The sequence below is a fragment of the Caloramator australicus RC3 genome, from assembly GCF_000297115.1.
Classification (GTDB): Bacteria; Bacillota; Clostridia; order Clostridiales; family Caloramatoraceae; genus Caloramator; species Caloramator australicus.
In genome coordinates this window covers 1-24,525 of record NZ_CAKP01000001.1, presented here as the reverse complement: position 1 = coordinate 24,525, position 24,525 = coordinate 1, and the positions used below count along the sequence as shown (strand labels likewise).

At 34.3% G+C, this 24,525-nt stretch carries 30 protein-coding genes and 1 pseudogene; 25 read left to right on the top strand and 6 right to left on the bottom strand.

The window, feature by feature from the left end; genetic code table 11:
- Positions 1-48: 48 nt before the first annotated feature.
- Together CAAU_RS00135 and CAAU_RS00130 are read right to left on the bottom strand one after the other, a co-directional pair.
- The gene (locus CAAU_RS00135; RefSeq protein WP_008907401.1) at positions 49-333 is read right to left on the bottom strand and encodes a BON domain-containing protein; all 285 of its coding nucleotides are present in this window, start codon (positions 331-333) and stop codon (positions 49-51) included.
- Positions 334-335: 2 nt separating this feature from the next.
- Positions 336-695, bottom strand: a complete 360-nt coding sequence (locus CAAU_RS00130; protein WP_008907400.1) for a BON domain-containing protein — start codon at positions 693-695, stop codon at positions 336-338.
- A 133-nt stretch (positions 696-828) separates the two neighbouring features.
- Between CAAU_RS00130 and cdaA the strand changes: the two genes are divergently transcribed.
- The 18 genes and pseudogenes from cdaA to CAAU_RS00040 all read left to right on the top strand — a co-directional run bounded on the left by cdaA (position 829) and on the right by CAAU_RS00040 (position 19,378).
- Positions 829-1,671 (top strand): diadenylate cyclase CdaA, encoded by an 843-nt coding sequence (cdaA, locus tag CAAU_RS00125; RefSeq protein ID WP_008907399.1) that lies wholly within the window; start codon positions 829-831, stop codon positions 1,669-1,671.
- Positions 1,644-2,852 (top strand): CdaR family protein, encoded by a 1,209-nt coding sequence (locus tag CAAU_RS00120; protein ID WP_008907398.1) that lies wholly within the window; start codon positions 1,644-1,646, stop codon positions 2,850-2,852. Before cdaA ends, CAAU_RS00120 begins: the two co-directional genes overlap by 28 nt.
- 12 nt (positions 2,853-2,864) lie before the next feature.
- The gene (locus CAAU_RS00115; RefSeq protein ID WP_008907397.1) at positions 2,865-4,469 is read left to right on the top strand and encodes an NAD(P)/FAD-dependent oxidoreductase; all 1,605 of its coding nucleotides are present in this window, start codon (positions 2,865-2,867) and stop codon (positions 4,467-4,469) included.
- 88 nt (positions 4,470-4,557) lie between these two features.
- Positions 4,558-5,640 (top strand): butyrate kinase, encoded by a 1,083-nt coding sequence (buk, locus tag CAAU_RS00110; RefSeq protein ID WP_008907396.1) that lies wholly within the window; start codon positions 4,558-4,560, stop codon positions 5,638-5,640.
- Positions 5,637-6,545 (top strand): phosphate butyryltransferase, encoded by a 909-nt coding sequence (ptb, locus tag CAAU_RS00105; protein ID WP_008907395.1) that lies wholly within the window; start codon positions 5,637-5,639, stop codon positions 6,543-6,545. Before buk (CAAU_RS00110) ends, ptb begins: the two co-directional genes overlap by 4 nt.
- Positions 6,546-6,557: 12 nt before the next feature.
- Positions 6,558-7,625: a butyrate kinase gene (buk, locus tag CAAU_RS00100; RefSeq protein ID WP_008907394.1), complete on the top strand. Its 1,068-nt coding sequence runs from the start codon at positions 6,558-6,560 to the stop codon at positions 7,623-7,625.
- 8 nt (positions 7,626-7,633) lie between these two features.
- Positions 7,634-8,308, top strand: coding sequence for a nucleotide-binding protein (locus tag CAAU_RS00095; protein WP_008907393.1), 675 nt, complete (start codon positions 7,634-7,636; stop codon positions 8,306-8,308).
- 23 nt (positions 8,309-8,331) lie between these two features.
- On the top strand, positions 8,332-8,541 hold the full coding sequence (locus CAAU_RS00090; RefSeq protein ID WP_008907392.1) for a 4Fe-4S binding protein: 210 nt from the start codon (positions 8,332-8,334) through the stop codon (positions 8,539-8,541).
- Positions 8,542-8,559: 18 nt separating this feature from the next.
- Positions 8,560-9,634, top strand: a pseudogene (locus CAAU_RS00085) (3-methyl-2-oxobutanoate dehydrogenase subunit VorB).
- Positions 9,634-10,386 (top strand): thiamine pyrophosphate-dependent enzyme, encoded by a 753-nt coding sequence (locus tag CAAU_RS00080; protein ID WP_008907389.1) that lies wholly within the window; start codon positions 9,634-9,636, stop codon positions 10,384-10,386. Before CAAU_RS00085 ends, CAAU_RS00080 begins: the two are co-directional and overlap by 1 nt.
- A complete protein-coding gene (locus CAAU_RS00075) occupies positions 10,386-10,916 on the top strand; it encodes a 2-oxoacid:acceptor oxidoreductase family protein (protein ID WP_008907388.1) in 531 nt (176 codons plus the stop codon). The genes CAAU_RS00080 and CAAU_RS00075 overlap by 1 nt, the downstream gene beginning before the upstream one ends.
- A gap of 457 nt (positions 10,917-11,373) precedes the next feature.
- The gene (locus CAAU_RS00070; RefSeq protein ID WP_008907387.1) at positions 11,374-12,372 is read left to right on the top strand and encodes an ABC transporter ATP-binding protein; all 999 of its coding nucleotides are present in this window, start codon (positions 11,374-11,376) and stop codon (positions 12,370-12,372) included.
- 8 nt (positions 12,373-12,380) lie between these two features.
- A complete protein-coding gene (locus CAAU_RS00065) occupies positions 12,381-13,205 on the top strand; it encodes an ABC transporter permease (protein ID WP_008907386.1) in 825 nt (274 codons plus the stop codon).
- A gap of 10 nt (positions 13,206-13,215) precedes the next feature.
- Entirely contained in the window at positions 13,216-14,034 is an 819-nt protein-coding gene (locus CAAU_RS00060) for an ABC transporter permease (protein WP_008907385.1), read from the top strand.
- Between the two features lie 89 nt (positions 14,035-14,123).
- On the top strand, positions 14,124-14,585 hold the full coding sequence (locus tag CAAU_RS00055) for a DUF134 domain-containing protein (protein ID WP_008907384.1): 462 nt from the start codon (positions 14,124-14,126) through the stop codon (positions 14,583-14,585).
- A gap of 73 nt (positions 14,586-14,658) precedes the next feature.
- Positions 14,659-16,005: a phosphoglucosamine mutase gene (gene glmM / locus CAAU_RS00050; protein ID WP_008907383.1), complete on the top strand. Its 1,347-nt coding sequence runs from the start codon at positions 14,659-14,661 to the stop codon at positions 16,003-16,005.
- 339 nt (positions 16,006-16,344) lie between these two features.
- Positions 16,345-18,174 carry a glutamine--fructose-6-phosphate transaminase (isomerizing) gene (gene glmS, locus CAAU_RS00045; protein WP_008907382.1) on the top strand — a complete coding sequence of 610 codons (1,830 nt, stop codon included), beginning with the start codon at positions 16,345-16,347 and terminating at the stop codon, positions 18,172-18,174.
- A 112-nt stretch (positions 18,175-18,286) separates the two neighbouring features.
- A complete protein-coding gene (locus CAAU_RS00040; RefSeq protein WP_008907381.1) occupies positions 18,287-19,378 on the top strand; it encodes a DUF5700 domain-containing putative Zn-dependent protease in 1,092 nt (363 codons plus the stop codon).
- A gap of 33 nt (positions 19,379-19,411) precedes the next feature.
- On the opposite strand, the gene CAAU_RS15115 is transcribed toward CAAU_RS00040, so the two are convergent.
- The 3 genes from CAAU_RS15115 to CAAU_RS15105 form a co-directional block, all read right to left on the bottom strand.
- On the bottom strand, positions 19,412-19,600 hold the full coding sequence (locus CAAU_RS15115) for a hypothetical protein (RefSeq protein WP_008907380.1): 189 nt from the start codon (positions 19,598-19,600) through the stop codon (positions 19,412-19,414).
- Positions 19,601-19,737: 137 nt separating this feature from the next.
- Positions 19,738-20,448: an aminotransferase class I/II-fold pyridoxal phosphate-dependent enzyme gene (locus CAAU_RS15110; protein ID WP_242822547.1), complete on the bottom strand. Its 711-nt coding sequence runs from the start codon at positions 20,446-20,448 to the stop codon at positions 19,738-19,740.
- A gap of 153 nt (positions 20,449-20,601) precedes the next feature.
- Positions 20,602-20,766 carry a GntR family transcriptional regulator gene (locus CAAU_RS15105; protein WP_242822545.1) on the bottom strand — a complete coding sequence of 55 codons (165 nt, stop codon included), beginning with the start codon at positions 20,764-20,766 and terminating at the stop codon, positions 20,602-20,604.
- A gap of 119 nt (positions 20,767-20,885) precedes the next feature.
- Here CAAU_RS15105 and CAAU_RS15315 point away from each other — a divergent pair, with 119 nt between their 5' ends.
- From CAAU_RS15315 to larE, 6 genes are all read left to right on the top strand, one after another.
- Positions 20,886-21,020: a hypothetical protein gene (locus CAAU_RS15315; RefSeq protein WP_008907378.1), complete on the top strand. Its 135-nt coding sequence runs from the start codon at positions 20,886-20,888 to the stop codon at positions 21,018-21,020.
- Positions 21,021-21,134: 114 nt separating this feature from the next.
- Positions 21,135-21,485: a hypothetical protein gene (locus tag CAAU_RS15100; RefSeq protein WP_040305536.1), complete on the top strand. Its 351-nt coding sequence runs from the start codon at positions 21,135-21,137 to the stop codon at positions 21,483-21,485.
- Positions 21,485-21,742, top strand: a complete 258-nt coding sequence (locus CAAU_RS15310) for an aminotransferase class III-fold pyridoxal phosphate-dependent enzyme (RefSeq protein ID WP_341350030.1) — start codon at positions 21,485-21,487, stop codon at positions 21,740-21,742. Before CAAU_RS15100 ends, CAAU_RS15310 begins: the two co-directional genes overlap by 1 nt.
- A gap of 8 nt (positions 21,743-21,750) precedes the next feature.
- Complete coding sequence (locus CAAU_RS15300; RefSeq protein WP_040305534.1) at positions 21,751-22,092, top strand: aminotransferase class III-fold pyridoxal phosphate-dependent enzyme; 342 nt, start codon at positions 21,751-21,753, stop codon at positions 22,090-22,092.
- A gap of 22 nt (positions 22,093-22,114) precedes the next feature.
- Positions 22,115-22,591 (top strand): DUF5680 domain-containing protein, encoded by a 477-nt coding sequence (locus CAAU_RS00020; RefSeq protein ID WP_008907377.1) that lies wholly within the window; start codon positions 22,115-22,117, stop codon positions 22,589-22,591.
- A 41-nt stretch (positions 22,592-22,632) separates the two neighbouring features.
- A complete protein-coding gene (larE, locus tag CAAU_RS00015; RefSeq protein ID WP_008907376.1) occupies positions 22,633-23,445 on the top strand; it encodes an ATP-dependent sacrificial sulfur transferase LarE in 813 nt (270 codons plus the stop codon).
- Positions 23,446-23,472: 27 nt separating this feature from the next.
- On the opposite strand, the gene CAAU_RS00010 is transcribed toward larE, so the two are convergent.
- Positions 23,473-23,937, bottom strand: coding sequence for a spore coat protein (locus CAAU_RS00010; RefSeq protein ID WP_008907375.1), 465 nt, complete (start codon positions 23,935-23,937; stop codon positions 23,473-23,475).
- A gap of 189 nt (positions 23,938-24,126) precedes the next feature.
- On the opposite strand from CAAU_RS00010, the gene CAAU_RS13750 reads away from it, so the two are divergent.
- Positions 24,127-24,525, top strand: a 399-nt coding sequence (locus tag CAAU_RS13750; RefSeq protein ID WP_192811155.1) for a transposase, incomplete at its 3' end; no start/stop codon positions are given.

Here is a 24,525-nt window from a genome sequence, read left to right as displayed (position 1 = left end):
TGAACCCCCTCCAATAAATATTTACTAATAAAATTCTACTAAATCCAATTATTTCCTTCTAATTTTCAAAAAGTTTTTTACATTTCTTACTCCCTCGATGCCTTCTGCAATTTCCTCAGCTGTTTCCATATCATGAAGACTATCCACATAACCGGTTAATCTTACACTTCCATTGTCAACGAAAACCCTTATATCATTTCTGTCCAGATTATTGTTTACAAGTTCAGTTTGTATTCTGTTGTTGATTGTAACATCGTCAATTTTATATAAAGAATCAATTTCAACATGGGATACAACGTCTTTAATCCCAAGGGCTTCTGATGCTAATTTCATGGCTAATTTTTTTCCTTTAATGTTTTTACCCTGCCTTTCAAAATTGCTGTTCCTCTTTGAACCTGAACACCAACTGAGGTAAGTTCAGGATGTCCTTTAAATTTATTCATTACGTTTTCTTCAATTTCTTTGTCTTCTATTGTTCCATCAGTTGAGACGGTTATTGAATTTTCAATAGAATCTACCCCATCAATTCTTGATGCTAATTCTTCTACAGCTAATTTCTCAGATAGTGTGTCAACTATTCCATATAAAGTTACATGACCATTTACACATTTTACGTTTATATCCATAGAAAGTTCTTTAAGTTCTCTTTCTAGTAGATCTCTAATTTCATTTTCTATTCTTTCATTTTCTAACATAGGATCACTCCTTTACATTATATTCCTTAAATAATTTTTCCATAATCTAAAAATTTAATTCATTAAATTATACTAATAAAAAATTTTTTGATATATAATTATAGTTGAGATTTATTGTGGGAGTGAAAGTTATATGAATGGCTTTACTGGAATTATGGATCTTATTAAAAATATGAGTATAAGAAATGTTATTGATATTTTAATAGTAGCTTACATTTTTTATGAATTTTATATTTTTATAAAACAGACAAGGGCTGAACAGCTTTTAAAGGGACTTGTTTTTATCGCTGTTGTTATGAAACTTAGCGATTGGTTTGGACTTGTAACTTTATATTGGCTAATTAAAAATACATTAACAGTTGGAGTTATTGCGTTACTTATTATTTTTCAACCAGAATTGAGAAAGGCTCTGGAACATTTAGGAAGAAGTAGATTCTTAACTAAAAAGTTTTTTGAATCGGATGAAGAAATTCAAAAGGTTGTAGATGAAATAGCTGTGGCTGTCAATAATATGGCAAAGACTAAAACAGGTGCTCTAATCGTTATTGAACAGGAGACTGGACTTAATGATTTCGTGGCAAGCGGAACAAAAATCGATGGTATTGTTTCATCCGAGCTTTTGGAAAATATTTTCTTTGAAAACTCTCCACTTCATGATGGGGCGGTAATAATAAGAAGAGATAGGATTGTTGCTGCAGGATGTGTTCTGCCGTTAACAGAGCAAAATGTCAATAAGGATCTTGGAACAAGACATCGGGCAGCAATAGGTGTAACAGAATCGTCAGATGCCATTTCCATTGTTGTTTCTGAAGAAACCGGCACTATTTCTTTGGCGATAAATGGAAGACTTACAAGGGGATACAACATAGAAAGGCTAAAAAATGTCCTAACAAAGCTTCTTATCCATAATATGTTTACTGATTCAACAATGTTTAAGAAGGTGAAAATATGGCTTGGAAAAACAAACAAGAAATAATAACTATGATTTTTTGTGTATTTATTGCTTTTGTTTTATGGATTTATGTTATGGGGGAACAAAATCCAACACAAACTAGGGTTATAGAAGATATTCCAGTTTATTTTACTAATCTTGATAATTTAGAACAAAACAATTTGACGATAGTTCCTAACCAAACCTTTGCGGTAAATTTAACAATTACAGGAAGAGCAATGGATGTTTTTAAGGCAAAACCTGAAGACTTTAGATTAGAGGCGGATTTAGGAGGATATATTAAAAAGGGAATTAACAATGTTCCGGTTGAGGTTAAATCGGCACCTAAAGGGGTTTCTGTTCTTTATGAAAGGGGAATTCCCTATGTCAAGGTAAAGATCGATAGCTTACTTGAAAAGACTGTTCCCGTAAGCTTAAATATAACTGGCCAGCCTAAGGAAGGCTTTGGATATGTTAATCCAAATATAAAGCCCTCAGAGATTTTAATAAGAGGACCAGAAACATATGTAGCTAAAGCTATAGGTGCTGTTATAAATGTCGATTTATCTAAGCGGGATACTGATTTTTCAGCCTCTTTACCAATAAAGGTTATAGACAGTTATGGAGATTCTGTCCAATACCTTAATATTGAGCCTAAATATATTGATGTTTACTTTCCGATTAAGCCGTCTAAAGAAGTTCCTGTTATAGTAAAAACAAAGGGCGAAGTTCCGGACAATAAAATATTACATTCAATAAGCCCAATGCCTGCATCTGTTAAAATAATTGGTGAAAAAGACATAATTAATGCTGTTGATTATATTGAGACAGAACCGATGGATTTGTCAAAGATTAATTTATCAACCTATAAAGATATTAATTTGATAATCCCAGAAGGCATTTCACTAGCAAATAATATAAAAAGTATAACCGTTGACATAAAGGTAGAAAATAAAATAGAAAAGACATTATCGGTAGATTTACAAATTCATAATGTTAACAACGATTATGATTATTTAGTTTATCCAACAAAGATTAACGTTACAGTTATGGGATCAGAAAGCATAATTAATTCTCTTAGTTCAGATTCTATTATTGCTTATGTAGATGTATCAGATAAGCAGGAGGGCGAATATCAAATTCCAATAAAACTTGATTTGCCTAACAATGTGGCTCTAAAAAGAAAGCATATAAATGAAGCTACAGTAAATATAAATAAAAAATGATGGAGGTTGCATATGCCAATTAAAATAAACAACATAAGACTATCTATTGATGAGGACATCAGCCTATTAAAACCTAAAGCAGCAAAGCTTGCGAATATTTCAGTTGACGATATGCAAAATTTCAGGATTTTAAAGGAATCGGTAGATGCAAGAAGAAAGGGAAAAATTGATTTTGTTTATCAAGTTATGTTTGAGTGTAGGGATGAAATAAAGATAGTAGAAAGGGCATCGAATAAAGATATAACGATTGAACCAAAGGAAGAAGAATTGAAAATTGAATATGGTAATGAAAAGTTAAATTATAGACCAATAATTATCGGGTTAGGGCCAGCAGGATTATTTGCTGGACTTTTACTTTCTATGCATGGCTATAGGCCGATAATATTTGAAAGAGGAAAGGAAGTCGATGAAAGGGACAAAGATGTTGAAATATTTTGGAGGGAAGGTAAGCTAAATAAAGAATCCAATGTTCAGTTTGGGGAAGGCGGAGCAGGAACATATTCAGACGGTAAACTTACAACGAGAATAAAGGATAAAAGATGTGATTTTGTTTTAGATGAATTTGTAAAGGCTGGTGCACCAAAGGAGATTAAGTATGTTGCAAAACCACATATTGGAACGGATATATTAAAGACGGTTGTGAAGAATATTAGAAAAAAGATTATATCTTTAGGAGGTGAAATTTACTTTAATTCTAAGGTTACTGGATTTAATATAAAGGATGGCAAACTGGTATCCATAATTGTAAATGATAACATTGAAATTCCCAGTGATGTAGTTATACTAGCAATAGGGCATAGTGCAAGGGATACTTATGAAGTTTTATTCAATAAGGGACTTTTAATATCACCAAAGCCCTTTGCAATAGGATTAAGAATTGAACATCTTCAAAAAATGATAGATGAAAATCAATATGGGAAATTTGCAGGACATCCAAGGCTTAAGGCAGCTGACTACAGATTAACCTATACAACAAGGTCAGGAAGGCCTGTTTATTCCTTTTGCATGTGTCCAGGGGGGACTGTAGTTGCAGCTTCATCTGAGGAAAATATGGTTGTAACTAACGGAATGAGTGAGTTTGCTAGGGATAAAGAAAATGCAAATAGTGCAATTGTGGTTGGAGTTAACCCTTCTGATTTTGGTTCGGATCACCCCCTTGCAGGTGTAGAATTTCAAAGACATTATGAAGGCCTTGCCTTTAAAAAAGGTGGTGGAAATTATTTAGCTCCTGTTCAGCTGGTTGGAGACTTTTTAAAGGATAAAATTTCCACAAAATTGGGCAAGGTTAAACCAAGTTATACAAGGGGATATAATTTTGCTAATTTAAGTGAATGTCTACCTAATTATGTAATAAATTCCATAAAAGAAGGATTGAAGGATTTTGACAAAAAAATAAGAGGTTTTGCAAGATATGATGCAATTATGACGGGGGTTGAAACAAGAACGTCATCTCCTATTAGAATGGAAAGAAATGAAAATTTAGAAAGTGCCAATATATCAGGGCTTTATCCGGCAGGTGAAGGAGCGGGATATGCTGGAGGTATTATTTCAGCTGCTGTTGATGGAATGAAGGTTGCGGAAAAAATCATGCAAAAGTTTAAACCTTATGAAGGATAAGTTTTAATTAAATTTAAATTATAGTTGCAAAGTTAAAGTGTAATAAATTAAAATATAAGTGGATACTTTTTTAAAAGGTGGGGGTATCATGAGGGAACTGATACTAGCAATTAATCCAGGTTCAACTTCAACAAAGGTAGCTATTTTTAAGGGAACTGAAAATTTAAGGCAGCAAAATATTTCTCACTCAGCAGAAGAACTTGCAAAATTTGAAAAAATTGCTGATCAGTATGAATTTAGAAAGAATGCTATTTTAGAATGGATCAAAGAAGAAGGATTTGAACTTTCACAATTTATTGCAATTGTAGGACGTGGAGGTCTTTTAAGACCAATGCCAAGCGGGACATATTTAGTGACTGATAAGATGATTGAGGATTTAAAGATAGGTTATCAGGGTGAACATGCGTCAAATCTTGGGGGGATAATAGCCAAATCTATAGCCGATTCACAGGGGATAAATGCATATATAGTAGATCCGGTTGCCGTAGATGAGTTTGAAGATATTGCAAGGATCTCAGGTCTTCCAGAGATTCCAAGAAGGTCGTTAGTCCATGCTTTAAATATTAAGGCAGTATCAAGAAGGGTAGCTAAAAAGCTAAACAAAAAGTTAGATGAAGTTAATTTTATTGTTGCCCATCTAGGCGGAGGAATTTCTGTTGCCCCTCTTAAGAATGGGAAAATAGTAGACGTTAATAATGCTAATGAGGGTGGACCCTTCTCGCCTGAAAGATGTGGAGGGGTGCCAGTTGGTGATCTTGTAAAAATAGCATTTTCAGGCAAATATACATATAAGGAACTTAAGAAAAAAATGGTTGGTCAAGGTGGCCTTGTTGGATATTTAGGAACAAACGATGCAAGGGAAGTTGTAAAGAGGATAAATGAAGGCGACGAATATGCAAAGCTTATATTTGAAGCTATGGCTTATCAAATCGCAAAGGAAATAGGAGCTTGTGCAGCGGTTTTATGTGGAAAAGTTGACAGGATAATTTTAACAGGAGGCCTTGCTCATTCTAATTTATTAAATGAATTAATTATAGATAGAGTAAAATTCATTGCAGATGTAGAAGTAGTTTCAGGGGAAGATGAAATGCTTGCCCTTGCAGAGGGTGCCTTTAGAGTAGTTAAAGGTGAAGAAGAAGCAAAAATATATGAAAAAGAGGTGGTAATATGATTAAAACATTTGATCAAATTTTAGAAAAAGTTAAAAGCTATCCAACTAAAAAAATCGCTGTTGCTGTTGCACAGGATGAGCCTGTATTAGAGGCTGTATTTGAAGCTAAGAAAATGGGAATTGCAGATGCTATATTAGTTGGAGATAGGGAAAAGATTTTAGAATGTGAAAAAATCCTTGGAATTCCTGAGGATATGTTTGAGATAATCGATGAAAAGGACAATGCAAAAGCTTCCCTATTAGCTGTTGAACTTGTTTCAAGCAAGAAAGCGCATATGCTAATGAAGGGACTTGTTGATACAGCTACATTCTTAAGAGCTGTTTTAGACAAGGAAAGGGGACTTAGAACTGGTAAAGTTTTATCCCATGTTGCTGTGTTTGAAGTTCCAGCATTAAATAGAATGCTTCTTTTAACTGATGCTGCTATGAATATAGCACCGGATTTGAAAACTAAAAAGGAAATTATTGAAAATGCAGTGGTAGTTGCGAAGTCTATAGGAATGGAAATGCCAAAAGTTGCAGTTGTTGCAGCAGTTGAAGTTGTAAATCCTGATATGCAACCAACAATCGATGCAGCAGTTTTATCAAAGATGAACGATAGAGGACAGATAAAGGGATGCATAATCGATGGACCATTAGCAATAGACAATGCCCTTTCAGAAGAAGCAGCTAAGCATAAGGGAATAAAGAGCCCTGTTGCAGGCCATGCGGATATAATTTTAGTTCCAAATATTGAAACAGGAAATGCAATGTATAAAACTCTTACATATACATCTAACGCAAAGAATGGAGGAATTCTTTCAGGAGCAGCTGCTCCAGTAATATTAACTTCGAGAGCTGATAGCAACGAAAGCAAGTTGTATTCAATTGCCCTTGCTAGTTTAGTGGCTGAAGTTACAAAATAAGGAGGAATTTCTATGTTTAGAATGCTTGTTATTAATCCTGGTTCAACTTCAACTAAAATAGCAGTTTTTGATGACTTAAACCCCGTATTCGTTGAAACTTTAAGACACTCATCAGAGGAGCTTGCACCATACAATACTATATTTGAACAATACGAGTTTAGAAAAAATGTTATACTAAGTGCTTTAAAGGAAAAGAATGTTCCAATCGAATCATTAAATGCTGTAGTTGGTAGAGGTGGACTTTTAAAACCAATCGAAGGTGGAACATATAACGTTAATGAAAAAATGATAGAAGATCTAAAGATTGGCGTTCAAGGGCAACACGCATCTAACTTAGGTGGAGTAATAGCCTATGAAATAGCAAAGTCAGTTAACATTCCTGCATTTATCGTTGACCCAGTTGTAGTAGATGAAATGGATGAAATTGCAAGAATATCAGGTATGCCTGAAATACAAAGAAAAAGCATATTCCATGCTTTAAATCAAAAGGCAGTTGCAAAAAGATATGCAAAGGAACATGGGAAAAAATATGAAGAGCTAAATTTAATAGTGGCTCATCTAGGTGGAGGAATTTCTGTTGGAGCGCATAGAAAAGGAAGAGTCGTAGATGTAAATAACGCCTTAGATGGAGAAGGGCCATTTTCACCAGAAAGAACAGGAAGCCTACCTGTTGGAGATCTTGTAAAACTTTGTTTCTCTGGTAAATATACTTTAGATGAAATAAAGAAAAAAATAACAGGAAAAGGCGGTCTTATGGCTTATTTTGGAACAAACGATGCAAGAGACGTTGAAAAGATGATGAATGAAGGAAATAAAGAAGCAGAACTTGTTTATAAGGCAATGGCATACCAGGTTGCGAAGGAAATAGGAATGTGTGCAACTGTTTTAAAGGGAGAAGTAGATGCTATCATTCTAACAGGCGGTCTTGCATATGGTAAGACATTTGTAGAATGGATCAAGGAAAGAATAAGCTTTATTGCACCTGTTGTAGTTTATCCGGGTGAGGATGAGATGCTTGCCCTTGCAGAAGGTGGACTTAGAGTTTTAAGGGGAGAAGAGATTGCTAAAGAATATAAGTAGGTGATTTAATGTCAAGAATTAGAGTTTTTACAGGTCACTTTGGAAGTGGTAAAACTGAAATAGCTATAAATTATGCTCTAAAACTTAATGAAGAGGGTAAAAAGGTTGCGATTGCCGATCTTGATATAGTAAATCCATATTTTTGCACAAGAGATCAAACAGATTATTTAGAAGAAAAGGGTATAAAGGTTATCGCTACACCAAAGGAGTTTTCAAATGCAGAGCTTGGGACAGTGCCTTTAAATACTTTAACTGTGTTTAATGATAAAACATATGAAGTTGTTTTAGATGTTGGTGGCGATGATCAGGGAGCTGTTGCTTTAGGACAATACAATAAATACTTTAGAGAAGAAGACTATGATATGTATTTTGTTATTAATACAATAAGGCCTTTAACCAATGATGTAGATAGCATAATTCAGTATATAGATGAAATCCAAAGGGCATCGAGGCTAAAGGTAAAATATCTTATTAATAATACTAATCTTTCATATGAAACAACAGTAGATATGATTAAAGAAGGATTTGAGATTGTCAAGGAAGTTTCAGAAAAAATTAATATTCCTATTGCCTTTACGGCAGTAAGGGAAGATTTGGTTTCACAAGTTAAAGAAGAAATTGGGGGAAATATTTTCCCAATAAAAATATTTATGCTTCCTCCTTGGAGGCGTGACTTAGAGTAATTAATTTAAAAGGAGGCCTATGTATGGGTAAGGTAACATTTAGAGAAGATAGGTGCAAGGGATGTGGCTTGTGTATCGAAGTATGTCCTGTGAAAATCATCTCCTTTTCAGAAAAATTGAATATCAAAGGATATCACCCAGCGACAGTGACAGAAGAGAAGATGGTAAAATGCATTGCTTGTGCTTCATGTGCAAGAATTTGTCCAGATGTTGTTATAACTGTTGAAAAATAATTTAGGGAGGTAAATAAGATGGCTAAAAAGGTATTAATGAAGGGTAACGAAGCCATAGGTGAAGCTGCTATCCATGCAGGCTGCCAATGCTTTTTCGGTTATCCTATAACACCACAAACTGAAGTTGCAGCCTATATGTCAAGGAGAATGCCACAGGTTGGAAGAGTATTTTTACAGGCGGAAAGCGAAGTTGCTGCTATAAACATGGTTTATGGTGCAGCAGGCGCTGGTGTTAGAGTGATGACATCATCCTCAAGTCCAGGAATTAGCTTAAAATCAGAGGGTATTTCATATATAGCTGGTGCTGAACTTCCATGTGTAATCATAAACATCGTTAGAGGAGGCCCAGGTCTTGGTGGAATTCAGCCTGCACAGTCCGACTATTTCCAAGCAACAAAGGGTGGCGGACACGGAGACTATAGAATGGTAGTTTATGCACCATCATCAGTTCAAGAGCTTGTTGACCTTGTTCAAGAAGCCTTCGATGTTGCAGATCAGTATAGAAACCCTGTTATGGTTATGGGAGATGGAATGCTTGGGCAGATGATGGAACCTGTTGAATTTAAAGAAAGACAAACTACAAGAAATCTTCCAGAAAAAACTTGGGCTGCAAATGGCTTAAGAGGAAGACAAAAATCATAATGTTATAAATTCACTTTTCTTAAAGCCAGAGGAGTTAGAAGCACACAACAGAAAATTACAAGCAAAATATGCTGAAATAGAAAAGAATGAAGTTAAATATGAACTTTACAATTTTGATGGAGAAGTTGATTTAGCAATAGTATCCTATGGAACATTATCAAGAATATGTAAAAATGCAATTAAGATGCTTGAAAAGGAAGGAATAAAGGTTGGGCTAATAAGACCGATAACCCTTTGGCCATATCCAAAGAAGGCATTTGATGAAGTTATGGACAAGGTTAAAGCTGGATTTATATCAATTGAAATGAGCGAAGGTCAAATGGTGGAAGATGTAAAACTTTCAGTTAACGGAAGAAAGCCTGTATTCTTCTATGGAAGAAGCGGTGGAATGGTTCCAACCCCAGCTGAAATTGCAAATAAAATTAAGGAAATCGTAGGAGGTGCTAAGTAATGGCTATAGTATTTGAAAGACCAAAGGCACTTTTAGACGTGCCAACCCATTACTGCCCTGGTTGTACCCATGGAGTTATCCACAGACTTGTGGCAGAAGTTATAGATGAGCTTGGAATCTTAGATAAAACAATAGGTGTTGCACCTGTTGGATGTTCAGTTCTTGCTTATGATTATTTTACATGCGATATGTATGAAGCTGCCCATGGTAGAGCACCAGCGGTTGCTACAGGTATTAAAAGGGCAGTGCCAGATAGTATAGTATTTACTTATCAGGGAGATGGTGACCTTGCAGCTATAGGAACAGCTGAAATAGTTCATGCTGCAGCAAGAGGAGAAAAGATAACTACTATATTCGTAAACAATGCTATCTATGGTATGACTGGGGGACAAATGGCACCTACTACGCTTCCAGGTCAGGTTACAGAAACATCACCCTATGGTAGGGATGTAAATACTGCAGGGCATCCAATAAGGGTTTCAGAAATGATTGCAACTCTTGATGGTGCAGTTTATGTTGAAAGAGTTTCAGTTGATAGCGTTCCAAATATAATAAAGGCTAAGAAGGCTATAAAGAAAGCCTTTGAATTACAAATGCAGGGTAAAGGTTTTACAATGGTAGAAGTTCTTTCAATCTGCCCAACAAACTGGGGATTATCACCAAACGAAGCAATTAAATGGTTAAGGGATAACATGATACCATACTATCCTCTTGGAGTTAAGAAGGATATAACAGCTGGGGAGGTGAAATAATGCCACATCAGGAGATAATATTTGCAGGATTTGGCGGTCAAGGAATTCTTTCAATGGGAAAATTTTTAGCCCATGCAGGTCTTGAAGAAAACTTAAATGTTTCATGGTTCCCAAGCTATGGACCAGAAATGCGTGGAGGAACTTCAAATTGTTCAGTTATAGTAAGCGATGAACCAATCGGTGCTCCGCTTGTAACGGATGCAACAGCTGTTGTAGTAATGAATAGACCATCCCTTGATAAGTTTGAAAGATATGTTGTAAAAGGTGGACTTTTAATAATGGATAGCGATCTTGTAAATAGAGAGCCAGAAAGAACGGACATAGAGGTTATTAAAATACCTGCACAAAGGATTGCAGAAGAGGTTGGATCAAAGAAGATTGCCAACATGGTTCTTTTAGGAGCTCTTGTTGAAAAGACTAAGATAGTTTCAATGGAGTCACTTCTTAAGGCATTGAAGGAGCATGGAAAAGAGCAGTTCTACGAATTAAATAAAAAGGCCCTTGAAAGAGGAGCAGAGTTTGCAAAATAAAGAGAGGCTTAGCCTCTCTTTTATTTTTTATATAGCATATTTTAGAATTATCTAATAATCAGACTGTTGAAAAAGTTGTTTTTTTATAAGCCCTGTGAAGGATTTCCCTGGCATTCGCTCATTTCGCTAAGCAATTCTAATTGCTAAAGCTCATGAGAGATGCCTTTTCTAATCCTTCCAGGGCTCTTGCAAAGTCTGAACACCAAAGAGGGTTTGTCTACAATCTGCTAATAATTTTCTATATTTTTTCAATTTTATCATTCTTAATTTATCGAATAGCCGATTGATTGGTTTTGAAGTTATAAAATTAATTATAATATTATAAAAATAAAAAATATAAATCACAAATAAAAATAAAATTAAGAACAATATTAAAAATATTAAAATAAATATTGAAAAAATTAAGTTTTATGTTAAAATAAACTTATAAGAAATTTTTGGAAAGGGTGTTGTAGGGGTGGAGAAGGCAATAGAGGTTAGAGATGTAAAAAAATATTTTTATTCAAAGAAAAGAGCGCTATTTAAAAAATCAGAAGTAAAAGAATTCAAAGCAGTCGATGGTGTTAGTTTTGATATTTATAAAGGAGAAATATTTGGCCTTTTAGGACCTAATGGTGCAGGAAAGACAACTTTAATAAAAATGATAACAGGGCTTTTACTCCCAACTGAAGGAACTATATTAGTTTTAGGAATAGATGTTGTAAAGGAAACTATAAAAGCCCAAAGAAATATTGGAACAGTTTTAGCTGGGGATAGAAGTATTTATTGGAAATTGACAGCAAGGGAAAACCTCGAGTATTTTGGTGCCCTTTATGGACTTAAAAGAAAAGAAGCAAAGGAAAGGGCAGAAATGATTTTAGAAAGGCTAGGAATTAGCGAAAAGGCAGATCAAATAGTTGAAAAATTTTCCACTGGAATGAAACAAAAAGTAGCCCTTGGTAAAGCCTTAATGCCTAATGCACCAATATTATTATTAGATGAACCTACCTTAGGATTAGACCCCCAGTCGGCTATAAATTTAAGGGAGATAATTCTTGAATTCAAAAGGGAAGGCAAGACGATACTATTGACTACCCATTATATGGAGGAGGCGGATTTTTTAAGCGATAGGGTGGCTATTATAGATTCAGGAAAAATAATCGCCCTCGACAAGCCAGATAATCTTAAAAAAAGTATAAATGAAGTGAAAACTATGAAATTAGAACTTATGGGGGCGTCTTATGAGATTATTGAGGGTTTGAAAAATTTAGAAAAGGTTCAAAATGTATTAAGCCACTATAATCAACAAAATAGAACCTTTGAGGTTACAATCCATCATTATGATGGAGAAAGCGTCATTCATGAGATTTTAGATTATGTTTTAAAGAAAAAAGCAAAGGTGTTAAATATAAATGTTGAAGAACCGTCCCTTGAGGATGTGTTTATCCATCTAACAGGAAAGAGTTTAAGGGAGTAGGTGAAAAAATGCAGAGTCTAAGGGTTATTCTTGCTGTGGCTAAAAAGGATTTATCAACTTTATTTAGATATCCTACATGGTTTATTTCAGTTATTATTTGGCCTCTTATTTTTCCACTTTTATACATCTTAACTTCCTTTGCATATGCTGGACCTGATAAAAAAGGACTTATTGTGTTTCAAAAGGTTGCAGGAACTGAAAATATAATGGGCTATATAGTGATTGGCACCATGGTTTGGATGGCAGTTAATATTACTATGTGGAATTATGGAGGATATTTAAGGGAGGAACAATTAAGGGGAACTTTAGAGTCCAATTGGCTGTGTCCCGTAAACAAATTTTCAATTTTGCTTGGTGCCGGCATAATTTCTATGGTTCTATCCATTATGTTTAGCGTGATTGGAATCATAGAATACAGGCTAATTTATGGAATTAAATTTACTGGAAATTTAATAGATTGGATAGTTGTATTTCTTATACTTTTTCCTGGAGTTTATGGCCTTGGAATGATATTCGCAAGTTTAATACTTTGGGCAAAGGAAGTTAATGCTGCTGTAAATGTTGCAAGGGGAGTCATGATGATACTTTGTGGAATAACTTATCCAATATATATAATGCCAAATTGGATGCAAGCTTTAGCGAAGTTTTTACCCTTTACCTTTGGAATACAAGCTGCAAGGGACATTTTGATTATGGATAAAACCTTATTGGAAACGGCATATAATTTAATATTATGTTCTGGTGAAGGGATAATATTTTTAGCATTGGGAATGTTGATTTTTAAATTAGTAGAAAAAAGAGTAAAAATATCTGGTTCTTTAGAAAGATTTTAGGGGTGGGAAGATGAGTTTTTTAAACGTGCTTAAGGCAAGGTTTTTAATTAGCATGAAGATATATTTTAGATATCCGGTAAATGTGTTGATGACTTTATTTGAGCCGTTGATGTGGTTATCTCCCTTTTATTTCATGGGTAAGGCCTTTAGCGTTAACGGAAGAATCGAAGGCTTTGAAAAATATACTGGAAATTCAGATTATATAGGTTTTATGGTGCTTGGGTTTATGGTATCTGCATATGTCAGCATGATATTTTGGTCAGTAGGATTTTCATTGAAGGATGAGATGAGACAGGGAGTTTTGGAATCAAATTGGAGCTCTCCTTCAAATAGAATCGCCCTACTTTTAGGAAGGACACTATTTCAATTTTTAGCAACCACCTTTGAAGTGATTTTAATAGGAATAGTATGCCACTTTGCCTTTGGATTTACAGTTAATAAAAATATATTAAAGGCTATTTCCTTTCTTTTGCCGGGTATAATAGGTTTGTTTGGGCTTGGACTTTTTGTTGCTTCGTTAGTTTTAATTGCAAAGGAAGCGGGACCTATAGTTGATATTACAAATTCTACATTAAATGCCTTGTCAGGTATGGCCTTTCCTATAAAGGTAATGCCAAGGGGATTTGTATTTATATCGATGATTTTGCCAATGACTTATGTAAATGACAGTATTAGAGCATTATTATTAGGTCAGACTCCCTTAATGCCGCTGTATAAAGAGTTTCTAATAATTGTTATTTCTATATTTATCTTTTGGTTAGTTGGAAGTTATGCCTTTGCAAAGGTAGAAAGGAAATGCAAAGAACTTGGAATATTAGGGACTCATTAAACCCACTTTAAAGTGGGGACTATTTTTGTTGAATTAATCTGGAATAATGATAAAATATTATTGGAAATTACATTTATGGAGGAATTGGAATGGCAAGGCCTAAAAAAAGAAGAAAAATATATTATGTCCCTAATATAAAGTTATTTGGTCCCCTTGATAATGACACCCCTGATGAAGATTGTATAATTTTATCCTTTGAGGAACTTGAAAGTTTAAGGCTTATGGACCTTGAGGGGTTAGATCAGGTTGAATGTGCAGAAAGGATGATGGTAGCAAGGTCAACGTTTCAAAGAATTTATACAGAAGCCAAGAAAAAAGTTGCAGATAGTTTGGTAAATGGAAGGATTTTAAGGATAGAAGGTGGAAACTATATAATAAACGAATGCACTGCAAAGTGTGAAAAATGTGGAGAAGTATGGAAGGCGGCAACAGGCAATCTAATATCCAATGAAAGATGCCCGCGATGTGGTTCAAGGGAGTTTTCCTGCATAAAAGATGAAGAGAAAGGACAGTGCAGGGGTTGTGGAAGAAAACATGGTAGATGCTTGTAAAAAGTAATTATTGATATGAAAGTATTTATATGCTAATATATCAAATGTAAGTTTACAAGAAGGAGAGTAGGATATGGGAAGAATGTTTGGAACCGATGGAGTTAGAGGTATTGCTAATAGAGAGCTTACAGCGGAGCTTGCCTTTAAGCTTGGAAGGGCAGGTGCCTATGTTTTAACGGAAGGTGCCCACAAGCCTACAATCATTGTAGGAAAGGATACAAGAATTTCAGGGGATATGCTTGAATCAGCGCTTGTTGCTGGAATAATGTCTGTAGGTGCCCATGCTATATGCGTTGGAGTTGTTCCAACTCCTGCAGTAGCATACCTTACAAGATTATATAATGCTGATGCAGGCGTTGTGATATCAGCTTCCCACAACCCAGTTGAATATAATGGGATAAAGTTTTTTAATAAGGATGGGTATAAGCTTCCAGATGAAGTAGAAGATAGAATTGAGGAGGTTATTAATAATAATCTTACAGAGGTGCCATCCCCAATTGGAGAAGATCTTGGAGTTAGGGAATTTAAAGAGGATGCTATTTTAGATTATATTGAATTTTTAAAATCAACTATAGACGTTGATTTTAAAGGGTTAAAAATTGCCCTTGATTGTGCTGAAGGTGCTTCATATTTTGCAGCTCCAAGGCTTTTTAAAGAGTTAGGTGCAGAAGTTTATGTTATCCACAATAATCCTAATGGAAAAAATATAAACAAAAATTGTGGATCAACCCATATGGAGGAATTAAGAAAATTCACACAAGAAAAAGGATGCGATATTGGACTTGCCTTTGACGGTGATGCCGACAGATGCCTTGCTGTAGACGAAAATGGAAACATCGTCAACGGAGATTTTATAATGACAATATGTGCAAAGGATATGAAGGAAAAGGGAAAACTTGATAAAGATACCCTTGTTGTTACTGTTATGAGCAATTTAGGACTTGACATAGCCTGCAAAAGGGAAGGTATAAACACAGTAAAAACAAAGGTTGGAGATAGATATGTTTTAGAGGAAATGTTAAAGGGTGGCTATAAAATAGGAGGAGAACAGTCAGGGCATATTATTTTCCTTGATTATAATACCACCGGTGACGGTCTTTTAACTGCCCTTCAGCTTGTTTCTGTTCTAAAAAAGAGCGGAAAGAAGATGTCTGAACTTGCTTCAATAATGAAGGAGCTTCCTCAGGTTTTAATAAATGCAAAGGTTGCTAATGACAAAAAGGATGCATACTTAAAGAATGAGGAGATTGTAAAAGAAATAGAAAAGGTTGAAGCAGAACTAAATGGAAGCGGAAGAGTTCTCATAAGGCCGTCAGGAACAGAACCTTTAGTTAGAGTTATGATAGAAGGTGAAGATTTAGATAAGATTACTAATATGGCAAGGAAAATTGCAGAACTTATTGAGAAAAAATGCAGATAAAATTAAATAATTTATTAATTTTTAACAATTATATTTAAAATTGCATATAATTATTATATAATAGAGTCAAAACTGCCCTTTGGCGGTTTTGACTTTATTTATAAAGGAAGGGAGGAGGATAAGTAGAGTAAAATAGGATGATTTGATGTTGCAAAATTATAAGCGCCGGGACTTATTGGGTTGCCAATAAGTTGACGAGGTCAGGGTTTATCGAGTAATCGGCGGATGCCCTGCGGCTGACCACCGTTAGCTACCCTACAAAACCGAAAAGCGATTTTCGGGACAAAGGTGGAGCGGGTCAAAAATGCTAGCTAGAAAGTAGATGAAAGGAGAAAATATATGTGCGGAATAGTTGGATATATAGGGCCTAAAAAGGCTGTTCCAATTTTGATTGAAGGTTTATCAAAGCTTGAATATAGAGGATATGACTCAGCAGGTGTTGCTATTGTAAATAACGGAAAAATTGAGATAGAAAAATGTAAAGGAAGACTTTCTGCATTGGAAGAAAGACTTAAATCTAATCCAATAGATGGTTCTTTAGGAATTGGACACACAAGATGGGCAACCCATGGGGAACCTTCAGATGTTAACTCCCACCCTCATTCTAACAAGGATTTTACAATAAGCGTTGTTCACAACGGTATAATAGAAAACTACTTAAAGCTTAAGGAATGGCTTATTTCATTAGGCTATGAATTTAAAACTGAAACAGATACAGAAGTAGTTCCACATCTTATAGATTATTTCTATGATGGGGATATTGTAAAGGCAACAATGCAGGCTGTATCAAAAATTGAAGGCTCATATGCCCTTGGAATTGTTTGCAGCAAAGAACCAGATAAACTTATAGCAGTCAGAAAAGATAGTCCACTTATTGTAGGGAAAGGCAATGGTGAAAACTTTATAGCTTCAGATATTCCAGCAGTTTTACCATACACAAGGGATGTATATCTTCTTGACAATAGGGAAATGGCTGTTTTAACAAAGGATAATGTTGAAATTTATACAATTGAAGGATTAAAGGTTAATAAGGAAGTTTTCCATGTAACATGGGATGCTGCATCTGCTGAAAAAGGCGGATATGAGCATTTTATGATTAAGGAAATTCATGAACAGCCAAAGGCGATTAAGGATACAATGACTTCAAGGCTAATGCCGGGAGTAGATGAAATAAAACTTGATGATATTAAGCTAACTAAAGGGGATCTTGAGAATATAAATAAAATATATATAGTTGCCTGTGGAACTGCATATCATGCAGGGATGGTTGGAAAATATGTTATAGAAAGACTTGCTAAAGTTCCTGTTGAGGTTGATGTGGCATCTGAATTTAGATATAGAAATCCTCTTATAAACAAAAATACTTTGATGATAGTTATAAGCCAATCGGGAGAAACTGCAGATACTCTTGCTGCCTTAAGACTTGGTAAAGAAAATGGAGCAAGGGTTATTGCTGTAACAAATGTTGTTGGAAGTTCAGTTGCAAGGGAAGCTACGGATGTTTTATACACTTGGGCAGGTCCTGAAATTGCCGTTGCATCAACTAAGGCTTATGTAACACAACTTATTGCTATGTATATAATAGCCCTTTATCTTGGAAGACTTAACGGCAATGTTTCAGATGAAGAGTTTAGACTTATAAGGGATGAAATGTTAAAGCTTCCAGAAAAGGCAGAACATCTTTTAGAACAAAAGGAAACAATTCAAAAGTTTGCAGCAATGCACTATGTTCATAAGGATATGTTCTATATCGGAAGAGGCCTTGACTTTGCCGTTGCACTAGAAGGTGCATTAAAGATAAAGGAAATTTCCTATATCCATGCTGAGGCTTATGCAGCAGGAGAACTAAAGCACGGCCCAATAGCTTTAATAGACAAGGGAGTTCCTGTAATTGCCCTTGCAACACAGGATGAACTGTTTGAAAAGATGTTAAGCAACATCAAGGAGGTTGTTGCAAGAGGTGCCCATGTAATATCCTTTGCCTTTGAAGGCAATGACGATATTTCAAAGGTTTCAGATGCAGTTGTATATCTTCCAAAGACTTTATCAATCTTAGCACCGGTTTTAAGCGTAATTCCGCTACAACTTCTTGCTTACTACACAGCAGTTGAAAGAGGCTGCGATGTAGACAAACCAAGAAACCTTGCAAAATCAGTAACAGTTGAGTAATTAATGGATAAGGATGGCTCCAATAGAATTTTAACCTATTGGAGCCATTTTTTGTGATATAATTAATATTAAAAAAAGATAATAACATAAAATGGGGAGGGGGGAAATATATATGAATAATACTCAAAAATCAGAAATAATTGTTGATGATTCGGGAATAATTGAATTTATTAATTTATTTAGTGTTAGAGATGGAGATTTAAGAGAAAAAATAGAAAAACTATTTAATACCTCATCATATCAACGATTGGTTGAATTGGGTGGACCTAATATTGGGATATACAAAAAAGACCTATGGATAGAAACATTTAAAAATACAATAGAAAATTCCGAAAATATTGTTGACAATATTTTTATGAGAAATATTACAAAAACTATTAGATATGCTTTTGATAATTTAGATAAAATAGAGAAACTAAATAATTATTTAAAAAATATAATAAATACAAAGGATTTTTTAAAAATAGCTAAGCAATTCGTTCCTAAAGAAATCGAAATAGATAAGATTAGAATTAATATGGTTATTTTTATGCCTAATGCATTTGGAATAAATGATGATATGATTGTTGATTTGTTTTTATTAGGTAATGCAAATAAGGATTATATAAATGGCATACTTGCACATGAACTGCATCATATGTTAAGAAGTAAAGTAGCTATTGAATTTCTTGTAGAAGAAAAATATAGTGATATTGCACAGGCTTTATATTGGTTAGAGAGTGAAGGTATTGCAGATTTGTGTAATTTTGAAGCTACAAAAAACTTATATGAAGAATATGGATATGCTGAAAAGGGGAAAATGGAGTATATACTTAATAATATAAATGAATATCTTAAAAAATTTAACAATCTAATGTTTAGTAAATCAATGAATAATTCTAAAGATGAGGAATTAATAGATTTTTTATCTTCAAACTCAGCATTTCATCCTATTGGTTACTACATGGCAAATAAAATTAATCAGATACTTGGAACTGAAATTTTAATACAATGTGTTGGGAATCCTGTGAAGTTTATTACTACATATCAGCAAGCAGCGGAGCTAGATGGAGACAATTCTTTTATATTGGATATAGAACTAATTGAAAATTTATCCTTTAAATTTTACTTTACTGATGATTTAGACCTTGTTCCAAAGAATTTTCCTAAGCAAGTTATAAAATTGAATTTTGAAGCTATCCTACCGTGGCTTTTGGAAGAATAGTATGCGTTTTGAAAAAAGGTATAATAAAATTTACTAAATTTTATATGATTCAACAACTGATATTATCTTCCCAATTGCATTTATATGTTCTTCAGGAACACCAGAAATACAAAGCCTTACACAGTTAAAATTTTTTAAGCTGTTTTCTTCTAACCATTTTTTCGGGTAGAATTCTTTTGCTGATTTTATTAAAATTCCATACTCTTCAAGCTTCCTTTCCAAATCTTCAGCCCTTACATACTCAGGAAGCTGAAGCCATACGAATATGCCGTGTTCGGGGACAAACCAGCATAGATTTTTGGGGTTTAATGCTTTAAAGATTTACGTAATATTTGAAAGCTTTTTTTCATAAACTTTTCTTAATTTTTTATATGCTTTTCATACGTTCCAGACTTAATAAAAGAGTCCAGTGCAGCCTGTAAAATTTTCGATGTATTTAAGTCGCTGATATACTTAAGACTGAGTACTCCATCAACTATTGACTTTGGAAGTACAGCTGCGCCTATCCTTGCTCCAGGCATGAAGGACTTTGAAAAGCTTCGTATATAGACGGTATTTTTGCTCATATTATAATAATGTATTGGCATGGCACCTTTTCGTGAGCCCAGATCAGCAAGATAATCATCTTCTATAATTAACACATTGTATTTGCAGCAAAGCTCTGCAACTTTTTGCTTAGCCTTTTCAGAAAGACAATATCCCGTTGGATTGTGATGCCTCGGCATTATATAGAAAGCACTAATTTCACCTAATTTCAATAAAAGTTCTAATTTGCTATAATCAAAACCATCTATTCTGCGTTCAATCCCCTCAAGCTCTATGTCTAAATGATCTGCTAAATCAAGAACAAGCTTATAAGTGGAGACTTCAACGAGTAATTTGCCTTTATTGTTGTTGAATAAATATTGAAGCACTAGTTTTATGGCCTGCTGAGCACCGTTAGTGATAACTATCCTGTCTGCCGTTGTGTAAACGCCATCATCTTCAAATAAAAGTTTCAATGTATTTCTTAAAGACTTTAACCCTTCAGTAGGCTCGTATTCGAATAAAGTGTTTTTATACTCTTCTATCGCCTTATTAATCGCATGGCTGAATTCTTTGTATGGAATAAGCTTTTCATCTGGTTTGACTGCCTGAAAGTCAACTTTTTCCAGATCTACTCTGACACTATTATCAGAGTCTATAAGACAAAAACCTCCCCTGGGAATGCAAAAAACTTTATGTTACTTCTCCAGCTCGCGGTATGCTTTGTTAACAGTTATCTTATTAACGGATAGATGTGAAGATACTTTTCTACAGCTTGGAAGACGCTGACCGTTTTTAATTCTTCCGGCTTTAACTTCTTTTAGTATAAATTCCTTAACCAGTTCTATTTTACTATTATTCATGATTATCAACTCCAAAACCAGATTTTGTAGTAGGACAGATTTAATTTTTTAAAATTGAACTACTATATTTTACGTTATATACTTAAATTGTAAAAAAGCAATATTTTGGAGGTAGAAATATGGAACAAGTATATATTAATAAGCGGATGAAAATGTTTGCTGTTCCTGATGTTTCATTAACGATCATTAAAGCATTAAGGACAAGGATTTTCACGAAGGAATATGGCGAGTTAATTGACTTTGAATCAGGCTGATGGGCTGCTGTACTTGGCCACAGCAACAAAGAAGTAGTAGATGTTATAAGCGAAAATATGAAAGATTTATTTCATGCTCACCATTTCTTTGATACGGAACATCCAGGTGCTTTAGTGAAAGAATTGGTTGAGGCTTTAAAACTTAAGGGAGATTATAAAGGTACTTTCTTATCTTCAGGAAGTGAGGCGGTTTCACTGGCAGTATTGCTATCCGAGCTGATATCGGGAAGGAAGAGGAAGCTATCTTTATCAATTTCATATCTTGGAGCATTATCAGAATTAAGGTTACCGAGAAATCCTGCCTATTGGGAGGACCTGAATGTAGACAAGCGTCTTAATTGTGTGAAGAACTCAATATGCAAAGATTACAGTAAATTCAAGAATATAGACTTTTCGCAAATATCAGCCTTTGTTTTTGAACCTGGAAATTCAGGGGGTATTGTCTTTTCCCAACCAATAAGTTAATATCTTATCTAGTAGAACAAATAAGAAATGCAGGAAGCTTAGTCATTGTAAATGAAGTTACAACAGGCTTTGGAAGGACAGGTAAATGGTTTGGCTTCCAGCACTATAATGCTTTTGATTATGAAATAAATACTCCTGATATTATTGCTTTGGGGAAGGGTTTAGGTAATGGCTACCCTATCAGCGGCGTGCTGGTAAGATCAAGTTTGGCTGATATTGTAGAAGATCAGGTTTTAGATATGTACAATCCCATATAGATGACCCTTTGGGCTGTATTATAGCAAGAAAGGTAATTGAAGTAATTGTTGAAGAAAATCTCATTGAACATGGAGCTGAAATGGGGGAATACTTTCGAAGAAAACTGTCCCACATATCAGAAAGAACAGGTGCAATAAAAGAGATTCGCGAAAGAGGCATGATGAATGTTGTGATACTGGATAAAACTTATAGAGCAAAAAAAATATTCAAAAGCCTTCTAAGGATGGGCTTCTTCATAGGGTATTCTGAGATTTTTAACCTTCTACATTTTTATGCGCCGCTGATAATCAGTACTAAGGAAATAGACGCCCTGTGTCATTCTCTTGAGTATATTCTTATCAGGCAATAGATTCTATTTGGAGGGGTAAATTATGAAATTAAATGAGGAAATTCTAAAACAGTTTCTTGTAAAAGCAAAGATAAATACATATGCCGGCGATGGTAATTTGTCAGCACCATCAAGACCCGATTCAAAAGATTTACATTATAAAGAGGGGGACTTTTTATACATAGATTCTTACCTTGGCAGTTCAGATTTTATTGGTGAAGAAGTGGTATATGAAAAACAAAAGCCAATTTGGGGAATGAATTACTATGGGAAGATGCTCATTGACGAAATTCCCTCAGGCTTCATAAAATTTTTAAAAAGCGCATTAAAGGAAGTTTCCATTGAAAATCCATTCAGGGGACCTGAATTATTTCAGCAGGATGAATTTACCTACAAATGTTCTGTAAAGGGAGGCTTGTCAGAGTTTAAAGGAGTTGAGATAATATACCTTGACAATAAAGAAATATATAGGCTATTCTTTCATGGTGGATATATAAAAAATAATATTATATTTTTATGATAGTTTAAAAAAATGCTATTTTAAAGACAGGGGGAGATAAAATGATATTAGATCAAAAGTTGGAAAAATTGCATAACATTTTGAAGAACTTGAGAAGTGTAGCGGTTGCCTATTCAGGGGGTGTCGATAGCACATTCCTATTAAAGGTAGCAAGTGATGTTCTTAAAGATAAGGTTATTGCTGTAACTGCAACTTCATCGACATATCCTGAAAGGGAGTTAAATGAAGCAAAAAAATATGCAAATGAATTTGGAGTTAAACATATTATTATAGTTTCAGAAGAACTAGAAATTGAAGGTTTTTCCAAAAATCCTATCGACAGGTGCTATTATTGCAAAAAAGAATTATTTACAAAAATTTACAAAGTGGCAAATGAGAATGGAATCGAATATGTAGTTGATGGTTCTAATTATGATGACCTTGGAGATTATAGACCTGGCATGATAGCTGCAAAGGAATTAAAAGTGATAAGTCCATTAAAGGAAGCTCAGCTAACAAAGCAGGATATAAGGGAACTTTCAAAAAAATATGATCTTCCTACTTGGAATAAACCAGCCTTTGCATGTCTCTCATCTAGATTCCCATATGGACATGAAATTACAGAGGGTAAACTAAAAATGGTAGAAAGGGCTGAGGAGTTACTTCTAAGTTTAGGATTTAGACAGGTAAGGGTAAGACACCATGGTGATATTGCTAGAATAGAAGTGGCTAAAGAGGAGAGGGAAAAGTTTTTTAATTTAAAAACATTAGATTTAATTGGAGAAAAGTTAAAGGAAATAGGTTTTACATATGTAACAATGGATTTATTAGGATATAGAACCGGAAGTATGAATGAAACAATAAAAAAAGTTTAAAAAAGCCGCTAAGGAAACTTAGCGGCTTTACTGCACCTGATACATTCCTTTGCTTTCCATGTATTTAAAGATGGCTTCTCCGTGTTCCTGCTCTTCCTTTTGAATATGATTAAGAACCTGCCTTATGTTGTGGTCTCTGAATTCAAATATAGTCGTGTCATAAGTTCCGGATACATACTTTTCGGTTGCAAGAATGTCTTTACACATATCAGCTTCGCTTTGGCTTGGAATTCCAGCCTGTGTCGCAGGAGGAGTAAAGCTTGGTGAAGGAGGAGTTTGACCTTGCTGCTGATTAAGATTAGGAACCTGACCGTTTAATATTTGGTTTATCGTATTAAGATGCTGCTGCTCAATTTGAGCGTGATTCATAAATATTTGTTTAAGCTGTGGATCCTTAGCCTGCTGAGCATAGGTTGTGTATTTTTTTATGCATAACTCTTCATGTGCCTTTTGATCTTGAAGGAGCATTCTTTCCTTTTGTGTTAAATTCATATATATCACCTCAAATATAATATTTGTATTAATAGCCTTGAGCATAATTTTAAAGCCTTGAAATTACTAGCCTGCTATGGCTAAATTTTTTTATCACTCACAAATATATTTCATAGGATTTCCTCCTTTTTTGTCGAATTATATTAATATAACAACATTCAATTTAACAACAAAAAGGAGGAAATCTCTATGTATCAACGTCAAGAAATTTTTAACATTATTGAATTTTTTACTTCTCAAAAACTTATCAATTTTTATACAACCCTCTTTGAAAATCTTGATTTATCTCCATTACCAGATAAGGTCCCCTCTAAATACGGCCCTACTGGGTTTTCTCGCCATGCTCTTTTCAGAGCCTTTATTGTCATGAAATGTGAAAAATTTGCTCAAGTTACTGAACTTAAAGATTTCTTAGAAAATAATTTAATCATTGCTAAGCTTTGTGGGTTCGATATCCTTAAGCCTTTACCTTCTTACTCAGTTTTTCAAAGATTCATTAAAAATTTGTCTAACTCTTATCTTAAAGAAATCATGAAAAATCAAGTTAATATTCTTAAAGAGTTAGGTTTTATTGATAACAAATTTATT

What these genes read in the sequence shown, in the direction of transcription:
- ptb (WP_008907395.1), top strand. Translation starts at nt 5,637, where the DNA reads ATGATTAAAACATTTGATCAAATTTTAGAAAAAGTTAAAAGCTATCCA.
- CAAU_RS00060 (WP_008907385.1), top strand. Translation starts at nt 13,216, where the DNA reads ATGAGTTTTTTAAACGTGCTTAAGGCAAGGTTTTTAATTAGCATGAAG.
- larE (WP_008907376.1), top strand. Translation starts at nt 22,633, where the DNA reads ATGATATTAGATCAAAAGTTGGAAAAATTGCATAACATTTTGAAGAAC.
- glmS (WP_008907382.1), top strand. Translation starts at nt 16,345, where the DNA reads ATGTGCGGAATAGTTGGATATATAGGGCCTAAAAAGGCTGTTCCAATT.
- CAAU_RS00120 (WP_008907398.1), top strand. Translation starts at nt 1,644, where the DNA reads ATGGCTTGGAAAAACAAACAAGAAATAATAACTATGATTTTTTGTGTA.
- CAAU_RS00130 (WP_008907400.1), bottom strand. Translation starts at nt 695, where the DNA reads ATGTTAGAAAATGAAAGAATAGAAAATGAAATTAGAGATCTACTAGAA.
- CAAU_RS00115 (WP_008907397.1), top strand. Translation starts at nt 2,865, where the DNA reads ATGCCAATTAAAATAAACAACATAAGACTATCTATTGATGAGGACATC.
- CAAU_RS00020 (WP_008907377.1), top strand. Translation starts at nt 22,115, where the DNA reads ATGAAATTAAATGAGGAAATTCTAAAACAGTTTCTTGTAAAAGCAAAG.
- CAAU_RS00135 (WP_008907401.1), bottom strand. Translation starts at nt 333, where the DNA reads ATGAAATTAGCATCAGAAGCCCTTGGGATTAAAGACGTTGTATCCCAT.
- glmM (WP_008907383.1), top strand. Translation starts at nt 14,659, where the DNA reads ATGGGAAGAATGTTTGGAACCGATGGAGTTAGAGGTATTGCTAATAGA.
- buk (WP_008907394.1), top strand. Translation starts at nt 6,558, where the DNA reads ATGTTTAGAATGCTTGTTATTAATCCTGGTTCAACTTCAACTAAAATA.
- CAAU_RS00065 (WP_008907386.1), top strand. Translation starts at nt 12,381, where the DNA reads ATGCAGAGTCTAAGGGTTATTCTTGCTGTGGCTAAAAAGGATTTATCA.
- CAAU_RS00080 (WP_008907389.1), top strand. Translation starts at nt 9,634, where the DNA reads ATGGCTATAGTATTTGAAAGACCAAAGGCACTTTTAGACGTGCCAACC.
- CAAU_RS00040 (WP_008907381.1), top strand. Translation starts at nt 18,287, where the DNA reads ATGAATAATACTCAAAAATCAGAAATAATTGTTGATGATTCGGGAATA.
- CAAU_RS00090 (WP_008907392.1), top strand. Translation starts at nt 8,332, where the DNA reads ATGGGTAAGGTAACATTTAGAGAAGATAGGTGCAAGGGATGTGGCTTG.
- CAAU_RS00095 (WP_008907393.1), top strand. Translation starts at nt 7,634, where the DNA reads ATGTCAAGAATTAGAGTTTTTACAGGTCACTTTGGAAGTGGTAAAACT.
- cdaA (WP_008907399.1), top strand. Translation starts at nt 829, where the DNA reads ATGAATGGCTTTACTGGAATTATGGATCTTATTAAAAATATGAGTATA.
- CAAU_RS15315 (WP_008907378.1), top strand. Translation starts at nt 20,886, where the DNA reads ATGGAACAAGTATATATTAATAAGCGGATGAAAATGTTTGCTGTTCCT.
- CAAU_RS15105 (WP_242822545.1), bottom strand. Translation starts at nt 20,766, where the DNA reads ATGAATAATAGTAAAATAGAACTGGTTAAGGAATTTATACTAAAAGAA.
- CAAU_RS00075 (WP_008907388.1), top strand. Translation starts at nt 10,386, where the DNA reads ATGCCACATCAGGAGATAATATTTGCAGGATTTGGCGGTCAAGGAATT.
- CAAU_RS00010 (WP_008907375.1), bottom strand. Translation starts at nt 23,937, where the DNA reads ATGAATTTAACACAAAAGGAAAGAATGCTCCTTCAAGATCAAAAGGCA.
- CAAU_RS00055 (WP_008907384.1), top strand. Translation starts at nt 14,124, where the DNA reads ATGGCAAGGCCTAAAAAAAGAAGAAAAATATATTATGTCCCTAATATA.
- buk (WP_008907396.1), top strand. Translation starts at nt 4,558, where the DNA reads ATGAGGGAACTGATACTAGCAATTAATCCAGGTTCAACTTCAACAAAG.